Source organism: Bradyrhizobium sp. SPXBL-02 (assembly GCF_051853065.1).
Classification (GTDB): Bacteria; Pseudomonadota; Alphaproteobacteria; order Rhizobiales; family Xanthobacteraceae; genus Bradyrhizobium.
The window spans coordinates 6,478,103-6,492,489 of record NZ_CP182474.1 but is presented as its reverse complement, the minus strand read 5'-3'; the positions used below and the strand labels follow the sequence as shown (position 1 = coordinate 6,492,489).

Annotated in this window: 12 protein-coding genes; 8 read left to right on the top strand and 4 right to left on the bottom strand. The window is 64.6% G+C overall.

Annotated features, from left to right (window positions below; all coding sequences use genetic code 11):
* Positions 1 to 473: 473 nt before the first annotated feature.
* Entirely contained in the window at positions 474 to 1,445 is a 972-nt protein-coding gene (locus tag ACNJYD_RS30330) for an ABC transporter substrate-binding protein (RefSeq protein WP_439364161.1), read from the top strand.
* A gap of 318 nt (positions 1,446 to 1,763) precedes the next feature.
* On the opposite strand, the gene ACNJYD_RS30325 is transcribed toward ACNJYD_RS30330, so the two are convergent.
* From ACNJYD_RS30325 to ACNJYD_RS30310, 4 genes are read right to left on the bottom strand one after another with little or no spacing between them, the layout of a single operon-like run.
* The gene (locus ACNJYD_RS30325) at positions 1,764 to 2,477 is read right to left on the bottom strand and encodes an ABC transporter ATP-binding protein (RefSeq protein ID WP_172789524.1); all 714 of its coding nucleotides are present in this window, start codon (positions 2,475 to 2,477) and stop codon (positions 1,764 to 1,766) included.
* On the bottom strand, positions 2,474 to 4,243 hold the full coding sequence (locus tag ACNJYD_RS30320; protein ID WP_212254392.1) for a branched-chain amino acid ABC transporter ATP-binding protein/permease: 1,770 nt from the start codon (positions 4,241 to 4,243) through the stop codon (positions 2,474 to 2,476). The genes ACNJYD_RS30325 and ACNJYD_RS30320 overlap by 4 nt, the downstream gene beginning before the upstream one ends.
* On the bottom strand, positions 4,240 to 5,283 hold the full coding sequence (locus ACNJYD_RS30315; protein ID WP_212254393.1) for a branched-chain amino acid ABC transporter permease: 1,044 nt from the start codon (positions 5,281 to 5,283) through the stop codon (positions 4,240 to 4,242). The genes ACNJYD_RS30320 and ACNJYD_RS30315 overlap by 4 nt, the downstream gene beginning before the upstream one ends.
* A 37-nt stretch (positions 5,284 to 5,320) precedes the next feature.
* On the bottom strand, positions 5,321 to 6,469 hold the full coding sequence (locus tag ACNJYD_RS30310; RefSeq protein WP_212254394.1) for an ABC transporter substrate-binding protein: 1,149 nt from the start codon (positions 6,467 to 6,469) through the stop codon (positions 5,321 to 5,323).
* Between the two features lie 535 nt (positions 6,470 to 7,004).
* Between ACNJYD_RS30310 and ACNJYD_RS30305 the strand changes: the two genes are divergently transcribed.
* From ACNJYD_RS30305 to ACNJYD_RS30275, 7 genes are read left to right on the top strand one after another with little or no spacing between them, the layout of a single operon-like run.
* Positions 7,005 to 7,787: an aspartate/glutamate racemase family protein gene (locus ACNJYD_RS30305; protein WP_212254395.1), complete on the top strand. Its 783-nt coding sequence runs from the start codon at positions 7,005 to 7,007 to the stop codon at positions 7,785 to 7,787.
* 30 nt (positions 7,788 to 7,817) lie between these two features.
* The gene (locus ACNJYD_RS30300; RefSeq protein ID WP_349628375.1) at positions 7,818 to 8,246 is read left to right on the top strand and encodes an organic hydroperoxide resistance protein; all 429 of its coding nucleotides are present in this window, start codon (positions 7,818 to 7,820) and stop codon (positions 8,244 to 8,246) included.
* Positions 8,247 to 8,271: 25 nt separating this feature from the next.
* Positions 8,272 to 9,450: a thiolase family protein gene (locus tag ACNJYD_RS30295; protein ID WP_212254396.1), complete on the top strand. Its 1,179-nt coding sequence runs from the start codon at positions 8,272 to 8,274 to the stop codon at positions 9,448 to 9,450.
* On the top strand, positions 9,447 to 10,688 hold the full coding sequence (locus ACNJYD_RS30290) for an SDR family NAD(P)-dependent oxidoreductase (RefSeq protein ID WP_212254397.1): 1,242 nt from the start codon (positions 9,447 to 9,449) through the stop codon (positions 10,686 to 10,688). Before ACNJYD_RS30295 ends, ACNJYD_RS30290 begins: the two co-directional genes overlap by 4 nt.
* Before the next feature lie 35 nt (positions 10,689 to 10,723).
* On the top strand, positions 10,724 to 11,506 hold the full coding sequence (locus tag ACNJYD_RS30285) for a cyclase family protein (RefSeq protein ID WP_212254398.1): 783 nt from the start codon (positions 10,724 to 10,726) through the stop codon (positions 11,504 to 11,506).
* 55 nt (positions 11,507 to 11,561) lie between these two features.
* A complete protein-coding gene (locus ACNJYD_RS30280) occupies positions 11,562 to 12,719 on the top strand; it encodes an ABC transporter substrate-binding protein (protein ID WP_439364160.1) in 1,158 nt (385 codons plus the stop codon).
* A 39-nt stretch (positions 12,720 to 12,758) separates the two neighbouring features.
* On the top strand, positions 12,759 to 14,384 hold the full coding sequence (locus ACNJYD_RS30275) for an ATP-dependent acyl-CoA ligase (protein ID WP_439364159.1): 1,626 nt from the start codon (positions 12,759 to 12,761) through the stop codon (positions 14,382 to 14,384).
* Positions 14,385 to 14,387 lie beyond the last annotated feature (3 nt).

Sequence of the window (14,387 nt, the reverse complement as noted above, 5' to 3'; positions counted from 1 at the left end):
CGACGCAAGCAGTCTCATCAGATCGATACAGTCGGCCTGCGAAAGTGGGAACGTCGTCAAGTTGAAGATTGGGCGTCTCTCTTGGACAACGGATGCCAGACCCAAACCTAAACGACCAGACCGACTTGTGGTAAAATTTAGCGGGCCACTGGGCTTCGGCCACGTCGGATTGAGCCGAAGGGAGGTTCTCTCTGCTTGTGAAGACTTTTCCGAAAGACATGGGTAGATATTTCTGATCTCGTCGACCGACAAGCCGACTTCCGCTTCTGGCCCATCTGGGAAGTTGCGCTGGGTCTCACGGAGGTCCGCTTGTCGCGGCAGAGCGGACCAGATTTGCTCAACCTGAGTTCTTCGCATTTTGACCCGTTGCGGACATTTGGACGCAGCGACCGGGCCGATTGTTCTCATCGGCGGCCCGTCTTTTGAAGTGCTAGACTTCGACATGCACGAGGCGTTTTCCATTGGGGGTTCCAATGAGACGGCGCGGTTTCATCACGCTTGTCGGCGGCGCGGTGGTGGCGCTGCCGCTCGCAGCGCTGGCCCAGAAACCGGGGCGGACCTATCGCCTGGGTTGCTTGTCTCCGCATCCTCGCGACATTCACTTTAACGTACGTTTTTTCGACAACCTCCGGCGCGCTGGTTTCATTGAAGGCCAAAACCTCACAATTGATTACCGCGCCTTTGCACCTCATATCGATCTGATTTCGCAACTTGCGGCGGAGCTGGTCATAGCCCAGCCCGATGTCATCTATGCTGCTGCACCCGAGGCAGTTGCCGCCGTACAGCAGGCGACCAAGAGCATTCCCATCGTTGGGATCACAGGCGATATGGTCGCGGAGGGCTTGGTAAAATCGTTCGCCCGGCCCAATGGCAATATCACGGGGATCAGCATTTTTTCCCCTGAGCTTAACGGCATGCGACAGGACATCCTGATCGACGCCGTGCCCGGGATTCGCCGCATCGCGGCTCTCGCCGATCCCAGCACAACAACTGAGGCGAAGGCTCACGCTTTGCAAGAGGCGGCGCGCGCACGCAACGTCGAGCTTTCAATCTATCGCGTCGCCAGGGCTGAGGAGATTGCAGCGACTATTGATAAGGCACAGGCATCGGGGGCCACGGCGCTGAATGTTCTTAATTCCGGGATGCTCGACGGCAATGGTCCGCTGATCATGGAACGAGTTGCAGCACTGCGCCTTCCAACCATGTATCAGTGGGGATTGCGGGCCGAGCAAGGTGGCTTTATCGGCTACGGCCCATCCCCCGATCACTTGGCAGACCTTACTGCTCGATTTGCGGCGAGCCTTTTGCGCGGCACGATGCCTGCCGATCTGCCGGTCGAACAGCCGACGAAATTCGAGCTGGTGATCAACCTCAAGACCGCTAAGGCGATGGGCGTTACGGTGCCCGAGTCTCTGTTGGCGCGCGCTGACAAGGTCATCGAGTGAGACGATGCTGTTTGCCGTGTTGCATGAGTCTGCACATGGCCCTTCTCGGAAGTCCGACAAGGTCCGCTTTCGCGCCGCTGTTGCGGGACAAGCCGACATCAGACGCACCTACTCTTAGCGACAGATCTTATGAGTACACACCCTCATCGCGCTTCAGCGGCCGGAGCGCTGCGAGGGTGGCATAATGCCATTGTTTTGCCCGACGGGTCAAATGCCTTTCGAAAAATCAGAAGACACTGCACCTCCGACGCCAAGCCGTTGATATTGCTGTCGCCGGCTACTGTGCATGGGGTTGTTTTTCGATTTTGTCTGGCGGCGTTAATGTCCGCCGAGATAGGCGGTGATCAGCCGGGGATCGTGGATGAGATCCTTGGCGGGCCCGGACTGCACGATCTCTCCGGTTTCCAGGACGTAACCGTAATCGGCCGTCTCCAGCGCGGCGCGGGCATTCTGCTCGACCAGCAGGATCGAAACGCCGAGATCGCGCAACGAGGCGATGGTGCGGAAGATCTCGCGCACGATCAGCGGCGCAAGACCGAGACTCGGCTCGTCCAGCATCAGCAGCTTGGGCCGCGCCATCAGCGCGCGTCCGAGCGCGAGCATCTGGCGTTCGCCGCCGGACAGCGTGCCGGCCGCCTGGCGCTGCCGCTCCTTCAGCCGCGGGAAGCGGTCGTAGACCTCGTCGAGCGTCTTCTCGACGCCGGACCGGTCGCGCAGGCTGTAGGAGCCCAGCAGGAGATTGTCGGCCACCGACATGTCGGAGAACAGCTCGCGCTTCTCCGGCACCAGGCACAATCTGCGCTCGACGCGGTCCTCGACCGAGAGCTTGCCGATCTCGCTGCCCTGGAAGACCATGCGGCCTTTCGACGACAGTAGTCCGATTGCCGCCATCAGCAGCGTGGTCTTGCCTGCACCGTTGGGGCCGATCACGGTGACGATCTGGCCCTCTTCGACCGACAGCGAGACGTTGCGGACCGCTTCGACATTGTCGTAGCAGACCGTGACGTCGGACAGGGAAAACATCGAGCTCACGCGACGCCTCCGAGATATGCTTCCTGCACCCGCGCATCGCTGCGGATCGCGGCCGGCGCGCCCTCGCAGAGCTTCGAGCCGAAATCCAGCACGACGATGCGATCGACCAGCGACATCACGAACTCCATGTCGTGCTCCACGATCAGGATGGTCAGGTGGTCCTCCCGCAGCGAGCGCAGCAGCTCGGCCAGCCTGAGCTTCTCCTGGCGACGCAGACCCGCAGCGGGCTCGTCGAGCACCAGCAGGGTCGGATCCGCGGCGAGCGCCCGCGCGATCTCCAGGATGCGTTGGTTTCCGAGCGGCAGATTGCCGGCGAGCTCGAACGGCTTGTCGCCGAGACCGACGCGTTCGAGCTGAAGCAACGCCTCGTGGCGGGCACTCGCTTCCTCGCGCCGGTTGAGGCGGAAGGCTCCGCCGAACAGGCCGGCGGCGGTGCGGCCGTAGGTGCCGAGCATCACGTTCTCCAAAAGGCTCATGCGCGGCCGCAGCTTGACGTGCTGGAACGTGCGCGCGATCCCGGCCTTGGCGATGCGGGACTGAGCGTCATGCGTGATCGCGCGCCCGGCGAACACGATCTCGCCCTTGTTGACCCTGAGCGCACCGGTGAGGCAGTTGAACATCGTGCTCTTGCCGGCACCGTTCGGGCCGATCACGGCGAGGATCTCACCCGCGCGGACCTCGAAGCTGACGTTGTTGACGGCGACCAGGCCTCCGAACCGGCGCTCGGCTCCGTCGACCTTCAGGAGAAGCTCGCCCGGCTTGGGTTGGGAACGGCGGGGCAGGGGCGGTGCCGGCGCCGGCCGCTCGCGCTTCAATTTCGGCAGGTAGCGTGCAAGATAGGGCACGATACCTTGGCGCGCCCATTGCAGGAACAGGATGAACAGCGCCGAGAACGCGACGATCTCGAGCTGCCCGGACGCACCCTTGGCGATCAAGGGCAGATAGTCCTGCACGCTGTTCTTCAGCAGGGTGACGATGGCGGCGCCGACGACGCCGCCGAGAAGGCTGCCGGCACCTCCGACCATCGACATCATCAGATATTCGATGCCCATGCCGGCATCGAATGGTCCCGGGCTGATGAACCGGCTCATATGGGCGTACAGCCATCCCGAGAGCGAGGCCAGGAACGCTGCGGTCACGAACGTCACCAGCTTGATGCGAAAGGCGTTGATGCCGAGGCTTTCGACCAGCGTATTGCCGCCGCGCAACGCGCGCATGGCGCGGCCGAGCCGCGAGTCCAGGAGATTGTAGCCGAGGAAGAGCACAACGGCGACGATCCCCCAGATCAGGAAGTAGATCTGCGCGCTGGAAACCAGGGCGAGCGATCCGAAGCTGATCGGCGGGATCGACGAGATGCCGTTGAAGCGGCCGAGCCCGTCCAAATTGCCGAACAGGAAGCCGATCGCCAGACCCCAGGCAACGGTGCTGAGCGAGAGGAAGTGCCCTTGCAGGCGGAGGGTGACGAGGCCGAGAACGGTCGCGACGCCGCATGTGAGCGCCACGCCGAACAACAGGCCGAGCCAGGGCGAATGGCCGTTCAACGCGGAGACCCAGGCGGTCGCGTAGGCCGCGACGCCGACGAAAGCGGCCTGTCCGAACGAGACGATGCCGCCAACCCCGGTCAGCAGCGCGAGCCCGATGGCGACCAGCGAATAGATCCCGATGTAGTTCATCAAGGTGATGCTGAACGGGCTGAGGACGAAGGGAGCCGCAGCGAGGCCCAACACGGCCGCGATGGCGGCGATCCGAACGTGAAGGCGCGTCATTCCTCGATCTCCTCCTCGGAATGCAGCGATGCGAGCGATCGCCAGATCAGGATCGGGATCAGCAGCGAGAACACGATGACATCCTTCAGCGCGCTGCTCTCGAAGGATGCGAAGCTTTCCAGGATGCCGACGCCGACGGCGCCGATCGCGGCCCCTGGATAGCTGGTCATGCCGCCGACGATCGCGCCGACGAACGCCTTGAGACCGATCAGGAAGCCGGAATCGTAGAAGACCGTGTTGACGGGTGCGATCAGGATGCCCGATACGCCGGCCATCAGCGAGCCGAGCAGGTAGGCGATCGTGCCCGCGCGCGCCGGGCGGATTCCCATCAGCCGCGAGCCGGTCCGGTTCACGGCGGTGGCGCGAAGCGATTTGCCGACCAGCGTGAAGTCGAAGAAGAGATAGAGCAGGCCGCTGAAGACCAGTGCCGCAATCACGATCAGCATGGTCTGGCCCGAGATCAGGACGCCGGCGAATTCCATCGAGAGCGAGGTCAGCGGCTCGGTTCGGACGCCTTCGGGACCGAAGAACAGCAGACCCAGCCCGACGAGCGCAAAATGCAGCGCCACCGACACCGTCAGCAGCAGCAGCACCGTGCCGTCCGCGATCGGGCGGAAAACGATGCGGTCGAGCAGCGGAGAGATCGGCGTGATCAGCATCAGTGCGAGCACGAGCCTGACGGCGAGGGGCGGGTCCATGCGCGTGGCCAGCCAGGCACAACCGACCACCGCAAGGGGGAGCACCAGATAGAAGAGAAGCGCGCGCGGGAGGAGGCGGAGTTCGCCCGAGCGCGCCAGCGAAGCTATCTCGATCAGGGTCGCAAGGCAGGCCAGCACCACCACCAGCGCGCCCGTTCCGGGGAAGCGCTTTGCGTCGAGGGCCGCGAGCGTCAGCGCAGTGAAGGCCGCAATGTCGCCGAAGGGGATGAACACGACCCGCGTCACCGTGAATATGAGGACGGTGCCGATCGCCACCAGCGCATAGATGGCGCCGGTGGCGATGCCGTCGATCGCAAGTATGGCTGCGATATCGCTCGTCATTGAGCCGCTGTTCCCCCGTTGATGGCCGATCGCTTTGTTACGGCACGTACTTCCAGGCGCCGCCGGTCAGCCGGACGACGACGAGGGAGCGCTCGTCGACGCCCGTCGCAGCGCCTTGCTTGAAATTGTAGACGGCATGCACCCCCGGCAGCTCCTTGGTGCTGAGGATGGCATCCCGGAGTGCGGCGCGGAATTCTATCGTCCCCGGCTTTGCCGACTTGAGCGCGCGCTCGGCCGCGTTGGCGAAGATCAGCCAGGCGTCGAAGGAGTAGGCCGAGAAGCCGTCGGTGGTCGGAATGTTGTGGGTCTTCTGGTACACGCTGCGGAAATCTAGCGCGATCTTCTTGGCAAAATGCTCGTCGGGTAGCTGTTCGGCGACGATCACGGGCCCCGCCGAGACTTGAATCCCCTCGGCCGCCTTGCCGCCCACGTTGACGAAATCCGGATTGACCAGCGCCACCGTGCCGTAGGTGTTTCCTTTGAAGCCGCGCTCGGCAAGGCTGAGCAGAGGAAGTGCGCCCTGCGTGCCGGAGCCGCCGTCGAGCACGGCGTCGGGCCGAGCGGCCATGACCTTGAGGATCTGCGCGGTGACGGAGGTGTCGGTGCGGGCATAGCGTTCGTTGGTCTGGATCTTGATGCCGTCGGCCGATTCCGCCGCCTTGGCGCCGTTGTAGACGAGGTCGCCCCACGCATCCGAGAAGCCGATATAGCCGATGTTCTTCATGCCATCGCGCTTCATGCGATCGGCGATGATCTTGACGAGCAGTGAAGCTGGCTGCGGCACCGAGACCACCCATTGCTCCGGCGTGTCGGGCAGCTTGACGATCGGTGAGACCGCGATCATCGGCACCTTCAGTTCGCTCGCGACGGCCGCCATCGCGATCGTCGAGGGCGCCGTTGCGGTGCCGATCAGCAGGTCGACCTTCTCCTCCTCCACGAGCTTGCGCGCGTTGCGCGTCGCCGCCGAGGGATCGGACCCGTCGTCGAGCTGGATCAGGCGGACGGTCTCGCCATTGACCGATTTCTTGTACTCGTAGGCGGCGTTGATGCCGCGCCCATAGGGGATGCCGATCGAGGAGCCGTTGCCGCTCAACGAGGTGACGAAGCCGATGGTGATGTCGGCCCGCGCCGCCGACGCGACGGTGATTCCAACTGCAACTGCCACTAAGGCCAGGGTCTTGCGCATTGCCTTCTCCTGCTTTGATACGCGTGCGAATGACGGGAAGCCGCCGGACCTCAATCGGGACTGACGGCAATCGGAAGCGCTATTGCGGCGCCGGAGGTCGGCGCGAATATGAAGACTTCGCCTGGTTGGCGGCGGCCTCATGCCACTGCCTGTGGACGGAGGAGCACGCCGCTGCGCAGCCCTGCACAGGACATCGCTGCCCATCGTTCAGCTCGGAAGACTGCCCACACGATCGAGTCGCTCAAGAGCGGTGTCCTGCAACATCATCGTTACGCCGCCAGAGCGGCAGGAATTAGTTAAAGCCTAAAGTATATCCGGCGAGCCCGTCAACAGCGCCTGGCGGCTCTCTGCAAAAAAATGCTGATGCATACAATTCCGGCAGTTGGCGGCGGATTCTTGGGCGCCGCGAGTGACAAAACCGGCAGCGACGGCCGCGGCGTGCCAGCTCGCCTCCTTGGGTGCGCCGCACACATTTGACGTGCAAATTAGTTTGTGATTGAAATATTGGGACCGGCGGCCCGGTGAGGAAGAGACGATGCGCATCTTCTGGCAAAGCTTCGTTGATGCGAGCGTGAACGCGCCTTACATGGCGCGGCTGTCGGAGTACCTCAACAGCATCGCGGCATCGGGTACGACGGTGCATGTCGAAGGCATATCCCCGCCCGATCGCGAATTTGGCCGGCTCGCCGAATTGCGCTGCGCCGTTCAGGCCATCGACAACGGCATCGCAGCGGAAGAGCAGGGCTTCGATGCATTCGTCATGGGCCACTTCCAGGATCCCGGTCTGTACGAGCTGCGTGCAACGCTCGATATTCCCGTGATCGGGGCCGGCGAGGCGACGCTGCTTGCTGCCTCGCAGCTTGGTCGGCGGCTCGGCCTCGTCACGCTCGATCCCGTTTTCGAGGTCTGGCACTATGAGCAGGCCGAACGCTACGGCCTCGACGGTCGCGTCGTTCACGTCACGGGCCTCGGCTGCAAGCCCGAGGATTTCGCGGATGCCTTCGCCGGCGATCAAGCCGCGCACGCCCGCATGGTCGACGATTTCGTCGCCTGTGCGTTGCCGCTCGTCGAGCGCGGTGCCGACGTCGTGATACCTGCTGGCGTGCTGCCGGGTCTGTTGATCGGGCGGGAGCACGGTCTCAAGGTCGGGCACGCCCCGGTGGTCAACTGCGCGGCGGTGGCGCTGAAGAGCGCCGAAATGTGGGTGCAGCTCAGGCGTCTCAACGGAACCGAGCCGAGCCGGGGTCCGAGCTTCAGGCGCGCCAGCGCGCTTGCCCGCGACGATTTCCGCGCGCTGCTCTCGCGTAACCGACGTTAGAGCCAGCTAGCGCGTTTGGAGAAGACCAACATGATGACGCCCGAGAAGATCCTGTACGACACCGAAGTCACCGCGACCGGCGGCCGCGACGGCAAGGCCGCGAGCGCGGATGGCCTGCTGTCGGTGTCGCTGTCGGTGCCGAAATCGCTCGGCGGCCCCGGCGGCGAGGGTACCAATCCGGAGCAGCTTTTTGCGGCGGGTTATGCCGCCTGTTTCCTCGGTGCGGTCAAACTTGTGGCGCGCACCAGGAAGGTGGTGCCGTCTGCGGAGCCCTCGGTCACGGCAAAGGTGGCGATGGGACCGGTGCCCGTCGGATACGCGCTGGCCGTCGAATTGAAGGTCGATCTGCCCGGCGTGGAGCGATCGGTGGCGGAGGCCGTCGTTGCCGGCGCGCACGAACGCTGCCCCTATTCGAACGCAACACGCGGCAATATCGACGTGAAGCTGACGGTGATCTGAGGCGAATGGACAAGGCGGACGATCGTTGACGCTCTCGCTTCGCACACCCTACGACGGCATCGTGATGGCGGCCCCCGTCACGATACCCTATGTGCGCTATTCGATCGACAGCGCTCAATGGTGGATCGGCCGTGCCTTGAGCGCACTCGTTGCGCAAGCGGGCATCAGGGCTTCGGAGATCGACGGATTGTGCGTCTCCAGCTTCACCTTGGGGACGGACAGCGGGGTCGGCCTGACGCAGCATTTCGGACTGTGCGTGCGATGGCTCGATACGATTCCGCTCGGCGGCGCCAGCGCCATCGCGGCGGTGCGAAAGGCGGCCCGCGCAGTTCAGGCGCGCGATGCCGACATCGTGGCGTGCGTCGCCGGCGACACCAACCACGTCGATTCCTTCCGCTTGACGCTCGAGAATTTCTCTCGCTTCAATCAGGATGCGGTCTATCCCTACGGCGCGGGCGGCGCAAATTCGAGCTTCGCTCTCATCGCCCGCAACTACATGCGGACCTTCGGCGTGAGCCGTGAGGACGTCGGCAGGATCGCGGTTGCCCAGCGCACGAACGCCTTGCGCAATCCGCACGCGCTGATGAAGTCGGCGCTGTCGATCGAGCAATATCTCGCCGCGCGCCCCATCTCCGATCCGATTCATCTGTTCGATTGCGTGATGCCTTGCGCCGGCGCCGAGGCATTCCTCGTGATGCGGGAGGACACCGCCGCTTCGCTGCGGCTGCCCGCGGCACGGCTGCTGTCGACAATCGAGCGGCACAATGCCTTTGCCGATGATCCGATGCAGGTTCGTGGCGGTTGGGCGATGGACGTCGGTGAGCTCTATGCGATGGCCGGCGTCAAGCCCGACGATCTCGACATCGTCCAGACCTACGACGACTATCCCGTCATCTCGATGATGCAGTTCGAGGATCTCGGCTTTTGCGAGAAGGGCGAGGGGGCCGAGTTCGTCCGCCAGCACGATCTCACCATCGACGGTGACTTTCCGCACAACACCTCCGGCGGGCAACTCTCGGTCGGGCAGGCCGGCGCAGCCGGCGCCTATCTCGGTCTCGTCGAAGGGCTGCGGCAGGTCCTGGGAATTGCAGGTCCGACTCAGGTCAGGGATGCGAGTCTCGGCCTGGCGTCCGGCTTCGGTATGATCAATTATGACCGCGGACTTGCCTCCGGTGCCGCGATCTTTGCCGGGCCTTCGCGATGATCGATCCGATTGAACCGCCTCGACGCAAGAACCCGCTGCTGCGGACGCGCCTGCCGACCGCGCCGCCGCGCGCCCGCAGCTGGACCTCGCACGGCTTTACGCGCGCTGCCGCCGAAGGGCGCTTTATGCTCCAGCGCTGCGAGGGCTGCGGCGCCTTCACCTATCCGGCGCGCGAGGCGTGCCCGTCGTGCCTGTCCGCCGCGCTTGCGTTCGTCGACGCGCCGGCCCGCGGCGTGCTGCTGGCGCACACCACGGCGCACGTGCCGAGTGACGTCTATTTCCGGGAGCGGGCGCCCTGGCGCGTCGGCCTCGTCAAGATGGATTGTGGTCCGACCGTCGTGGCGCATCTTCATTCCGATTGTATCGAGGGTGCTCCAGTCTGCGTGTCGTTCCAGCTCGACAAGAGCGGTCAGGCGGTGGCCTTTGCCCGACCCGAAGGGGAGACGCCCAATATGGCTGACGACAGGCAGTGGCGCGAAATGACTGCCGATCCCAAATTTCGGCGCGTGCTCGTGACCAGCGGCCGCAGTGCCGTCGGGCGGGAGGTCGCCTTGGCGTTGAAGGCCGCGGGGACCAAGACCGTGTTCGTGGGCATCGCCGAGCCGTGGCGGCCGTTTGCCGGCGAAGAGCTGCTGCGCGGGCAGGATGGCATCGAGCTCTTACCCCTCGACGCCGCCGATGAAAAATCAACCGCTGATCTCGCTGCCGACATCGGCGGCAAGGTCGACATCCTGGTGAATACGATCGATTATGTGAGGCCCGGCGGCTTGTTGGACCGCAAGGGCACGAGCATCGCGCGCGACGAGATCGATCAGGCTTATCTCGGCTTCATCAATCTCGCACAGGCCTTCGGACCCGCGATGCGGATGCGGGGAGCGGACGGCATCAACAACAGCGTTGCCTGGGTCAACATCCTGTCCGTCCACGCGTTGGCGAACTGGCCCGCCTTCGGCGCTTACTCCGCCTCGCAAGCCGCCTGCCTGTCGCTCTCGCATTGTCTTCGCGCCGAGCTTCGGCCCGGCGGCATCAAGTTGATGAACGTCTTCACGGGGCCCGTCGACACGGAGTGGTTTCAGACCGTGCCGCCGCCGAAGGTGGCGCCGCGGGCCATCGCGCAGGCGGTCGTGGCCGGGCTCAGGGGCGGACTCGAGGAAATGTATGTCGGAGACGTTGCCCAGGAGATTCGGCAACGTCTGGCGGCGAATCCGAAAGCGCTCGAGCGCGAGCTCGACCGGTAAGTGAGACCTTTTCGACCAAGGTGGAGGACGCGACAATGCACGGCAAGGCTCTCCTGGATCTCGCGGGCGCGATCGCTTCGGATGCGGTGCGCGTCATCGACCTGAGCTTCACGCTCAGCCCCGACTTTCCCGTGATCGTGCTGCCGCCCGAATTCGGCCAGGCGGCGCCGGTGCGCATCCAGGAGATCTCGCGCTATGACGCGCGCGGCCCGGCCTGGTATTGGAATAACGTGACTTTCGGCGAGCATACCGGCACGCATTTCGACGCGCCGATACACTGGTTCACCGGCAAGGACCTCGCCAACAATGCGGTCGATACCATGCCGGCCAAGGACATGATCGCGCCCGCCTGCGTCATCGATTGCTCCGCGCAGGCGGCTCTGGATCCGGACTTCGTGCTCACGGTGCCGATCGTCGAGGCCTGGGAAGCCGAGCACGGCCGAATTCCGGCCCGGCACTGGGTGCTGCTGCGGACGGACTGGTCGAAGAAGGGCTGGCGCGATTATTCGAACCTCCGGGACGACGGGGCGCACACGCCGGGTCCGAATGCAGCCGTGATGAAATGGCTGGTGGAGGAGCGCGGCATCATCGGTTTCGGCACCGAGACGATCGGCACCGATGCAGGACAGGCCGGGCATTTCGAGCCGCCTTATCCGGCGCATCATTTCCTCCACGGCGCGGGCCGCTATGGGCTCCAATGCCTGTGCAACCTGGATCAGCTTCCTGCGACTGGCGCGATCATCGTCGCCTCCCCGCTGAAGATCCAGAACGGCTCGGGCAGTCCGCTGCGCGTGATCGCGCTGGTTTCGTCCACGTGAGATGCGCGTACGGCTTGCCGGAATTGACGCATCCAAACCACCAATGACAGGTGCCATGACTTCGATGAAATCACTGCTGGGTTCAGCGCTGCTCCTTCTGGCGGTTCCGTGCTGCGCGCAAGCCGACATTCTCGTCGGCTTCGTCACCGGCCTCAGCGGGCCGGTATCCTCGATCGGCATTCCCAACGCAAAGGGGATCGCTGCGGGAGAGGCCTATGTCGGCGAGATTGGCGGCGAGAAGGTGCGCCTCATCCAGCTCGACGATGCCTCCGATGCAACCGCTTCGGCGCGCAACGCGCGCAAGCTCGTCGAGCAGGAGAAGGTCGACGTCCTGATCGGGACGTCGGGCGCGCCGCAGACGCTGGCGATGGCCACCGCCGCGATCGAGATGCAGGTGCCGATGATCGCGGTCTCTCCGATCGCATCCGTTCCGGCCGGCGAAGGCGGCCCTTGGGTCGTCCAGACACCCCAACCGATGCCGCTGCTGGTCCAGGGCATCGTCGACCACATGAAGGCGCGCGGGCTGAAGACGGTCGCCTTCATCGGATTCTCGGATGCGCTCGGCGATCTCCTGTACGATTCGTTGTCGCAGAGCGCCAAGGCGGCGGAGATCAAGGTCATCGCCAACGAACGCTATGCCCGATCCGATTCGTCGGTGACGGCGCAGGTGCTGCGCGCGCTTGCGGCCCGCCCCGACGCCATCATGCTCGGCGGCACCGGAACGCCGGGCGCGCTGCCCGCCATTGCCTTGTCCGAGCGTGGCTACAGGGGGCCGCTCTACGGCAACAACGGAATGATCAGCGCCGACTTCCTTCGTCTCGCCGGCAAGGCCGCCGATGGCATCATCTGCCCCACCGGGCCGGTGATCGCGGCCGAGCAGCTGCCGCCGAGCAATCCCATCCAGAAGGTCGCCCTGGCCTACCGGGCCGCCTACGAGAAGGCGAACGGCGAGCAGCCGACGGACGGGTTCTCCTCCTACTCGTTCGATGGCTGGGTCGTCTTCGTCGATGCTGCCAAGCGCGCGCTGGCGACCGGGGCCAAGCCAGGCTCGCCGGAATTCCGTAGCGCGCTGCGCCAGGCCCTGTTCGCCACCAAGGAAGTCGTAGGCACGCAAGCCGTCTACAATTTCACGCCGGCGGACCGTCATGGTGTCGACGCACGTTCGCGCGTCCTCGTCCAGATCGAGGACGGTAAGTACAAGCTCCTGCCTTGATCTCGGGCAGGCCATTCGGGCCGGATGACGGAGCATTGCATGCGGGATGACGCCGGGCAGGAGCAGGATACGCCGGCCTGGGCACGTGCGGTCGAGTTGTTTCCCCCGTCCGATCGCGTGCTTTCGACCATCCTGGCCAGGCAGGCGCGCCGCTACGGCGACCGCATCCTGCTGGTTGCAGGAGGGGCGCGCTGGACCTACGCGCAGACTGCGGCGATTGCGGCTGCATCGGCGCAGACGCTGATCGAGGCCGGCATCAAGCGGGGAGACCGGGTCGCCTTGATGTGCTCGAACCGGCCCGAGTTTCTTCAAGTCTATCTCGGCTGCGCCTGGCTCGGCGCCATCACGGTGCCGATCAACACGGCGCTGCGCGGCCTCCAGCTCGCACACATCTTCCGCAACTCGCGCCCTGCGCTCCTCGTCGTCGAGGCCGGATTTCTGGACGCAATCGAGACGATCGGCATCGAGGCCGGCCTGCCGCCGCTGGTGTGGACCATCGATCAGGTCGCGGAGGGGACGGCGAAGGGATCCATGCCGCTGCCCGCGCTCGCATCCATGGCGCCGCCCGGTGCCGTGCGGCCGGGAGATATTGTTGCCATCCTCTACACATCCGGCACCACGGGGCCGGCCAAGGGCGTGTGCTGTCCGCAAGCGCAGCTGTTCTGGTGGGGCATCTGCTCGGCGCGGGCGCTCGGCATCCGCGAGGGCGACGTGCTGTTCACGACCTTGCCGCTGTTCCACACCAACGCGCTCAATGCATTCTATCAAGCGGTGCTGAACGGTTGCACTTACGTGCTCGAGCAAAAATTCTCCGCGTCGGGCTTCTGGGCCGCCGCGCGCCTCCACAATGCAAGCGTAGGTTACCTGCTCGGCGCCATGGCATCCATGCTCATGGCTCAGCCTCGCAAGGAGGAGGATCATGCTCACGGCCTTCGCGTCGCCTTGGGTGGAGGCGTGCCACCGCAGATCCATCGGCCGTTCCTCGAGCGGTTCGGCGTGACGCTGGTCGACGGCTATGGATCGACCGAGACCAATTTCGTGTTTGCCGGCGCAATTCCCTCCGACCGTCCGGGAACGATGGGCTATCTGGCCGATGGCTTCGAGGCGCGGATCGTCGACGACAACGATTCGGAGCTGCCCGACGGCCAGGCGGGCGAACTCGTCCTGCGCGCCAGGGAGCCGTTCGCCTTCGCCACCGGATATTTTGGCATGGCGGAGAAGACGGTCGAAGCCTGGCGGAATCTCTGGTTTCATTCCGGAGATCGCGTCGTCAGGGATGCCGACGGACATTACCGCTTCATCGATCGCATGAAGGACTCGATCCGCCGGCGCGGCGAGAACGTGTCATCCTGGGAGGTCGAGCAGATCATCCTTTCCCATCCGGCGGTTGCGGCGTGCGCGGTCTATCCGCTGCCCTCCGAACTGGGCGAAGACGAGGTTGCGGCGGCGATCTTGCTGGAGCCGGGGCAGTCGCTGGAGCCTGTCGATATCATCAGGCATTGCGAAGGGCAGATCGCCTATTTCGCAGTACCGCGCTATGTGCGCATCGTGAAAGAGATGCCGCTGACGGAGAACGGCAAGATCAAGAAGGGCGCGCTGCAACAGGCCGGCGTAACGACGGAGACCTGGGATCGCGAAGCTGCCGGGATTCGAATTCGGCGTTGAGGC

Bases quoted from the DNA above. Each gene is read 5' to 3' on its own strand.
- ACNJYD_RS30330 (WP_439364161.1), top strand. From the start codon at position 474: ATGAGACGGCGCGGTTTCATCACGCTTGTCGGCGGCGCGGTGGTGGCG.
- ACNJYD_RS30320 (WP_212254392.1), bottom strand. From the start codon at position 4,243: ATGACGCGCCTTCACGTTCGGATCGCCGCCATCGCGGCCGTGTTGGGC.
- ACNJYD_RS30315 (WP_212254393.1), bottom strand. From the start codon at position 5,283: ATGACGAGCGATATCGCAGCCATACTTGCGATCGACGGCATCGCCACC.
- ACNJYD_RS30310 (WP_212254394.1), bottom strand. From the start codon at position 6,469: ATGCGCAAGACCCTGGCCTTAGTGGCAGTTGCAGTTGGAATCACCGTC.
- ACNJYD_RS30305 (WP_212254395.1), top strand. From the start codon at position 7,005: ATGCGCATCTTCTGGCAAAGCTTCGTTGATGCGAGCGTGAACGCGCCT.
- ACNJYD_RS30300 (WP_349628375.1), top strand. From the start codon at position 7,818: ATGATGACGCCCGAGAAGATCCTGTACGACACCGAAGTCACCGCGACC.
- ACNJYD_RS30290 (WP_212254397.1), top strand. From the start codon at position 9,447: ATGATCGATCCGATTGAACCGCCTCGACGCAAGAACCCGCTGCTGCGG.
- ACNJYD_RS30285 (WP_212254398.1), top strand. From the start codon at position 10,724: ATGCACGGCAAGGCTCTCCTGGATCTCGCGGGCGCGATCGCTTCGGAT.
- ACNJYD_RS30280 (WP_439364160.1), top strand. From the start codon at position 11,562: ATGACTTCGATGAAATCACTGCTGGGTTCAGCGCTGCTCCTTCTGGCG.
- ACNJYD_RS30275 (WP_439364159.1), top strand. From the start codon at position 12,759: ATGCGGGATGACGCCGGGCAGGAGCAGGATACGCCGGCCTGGGCACGT.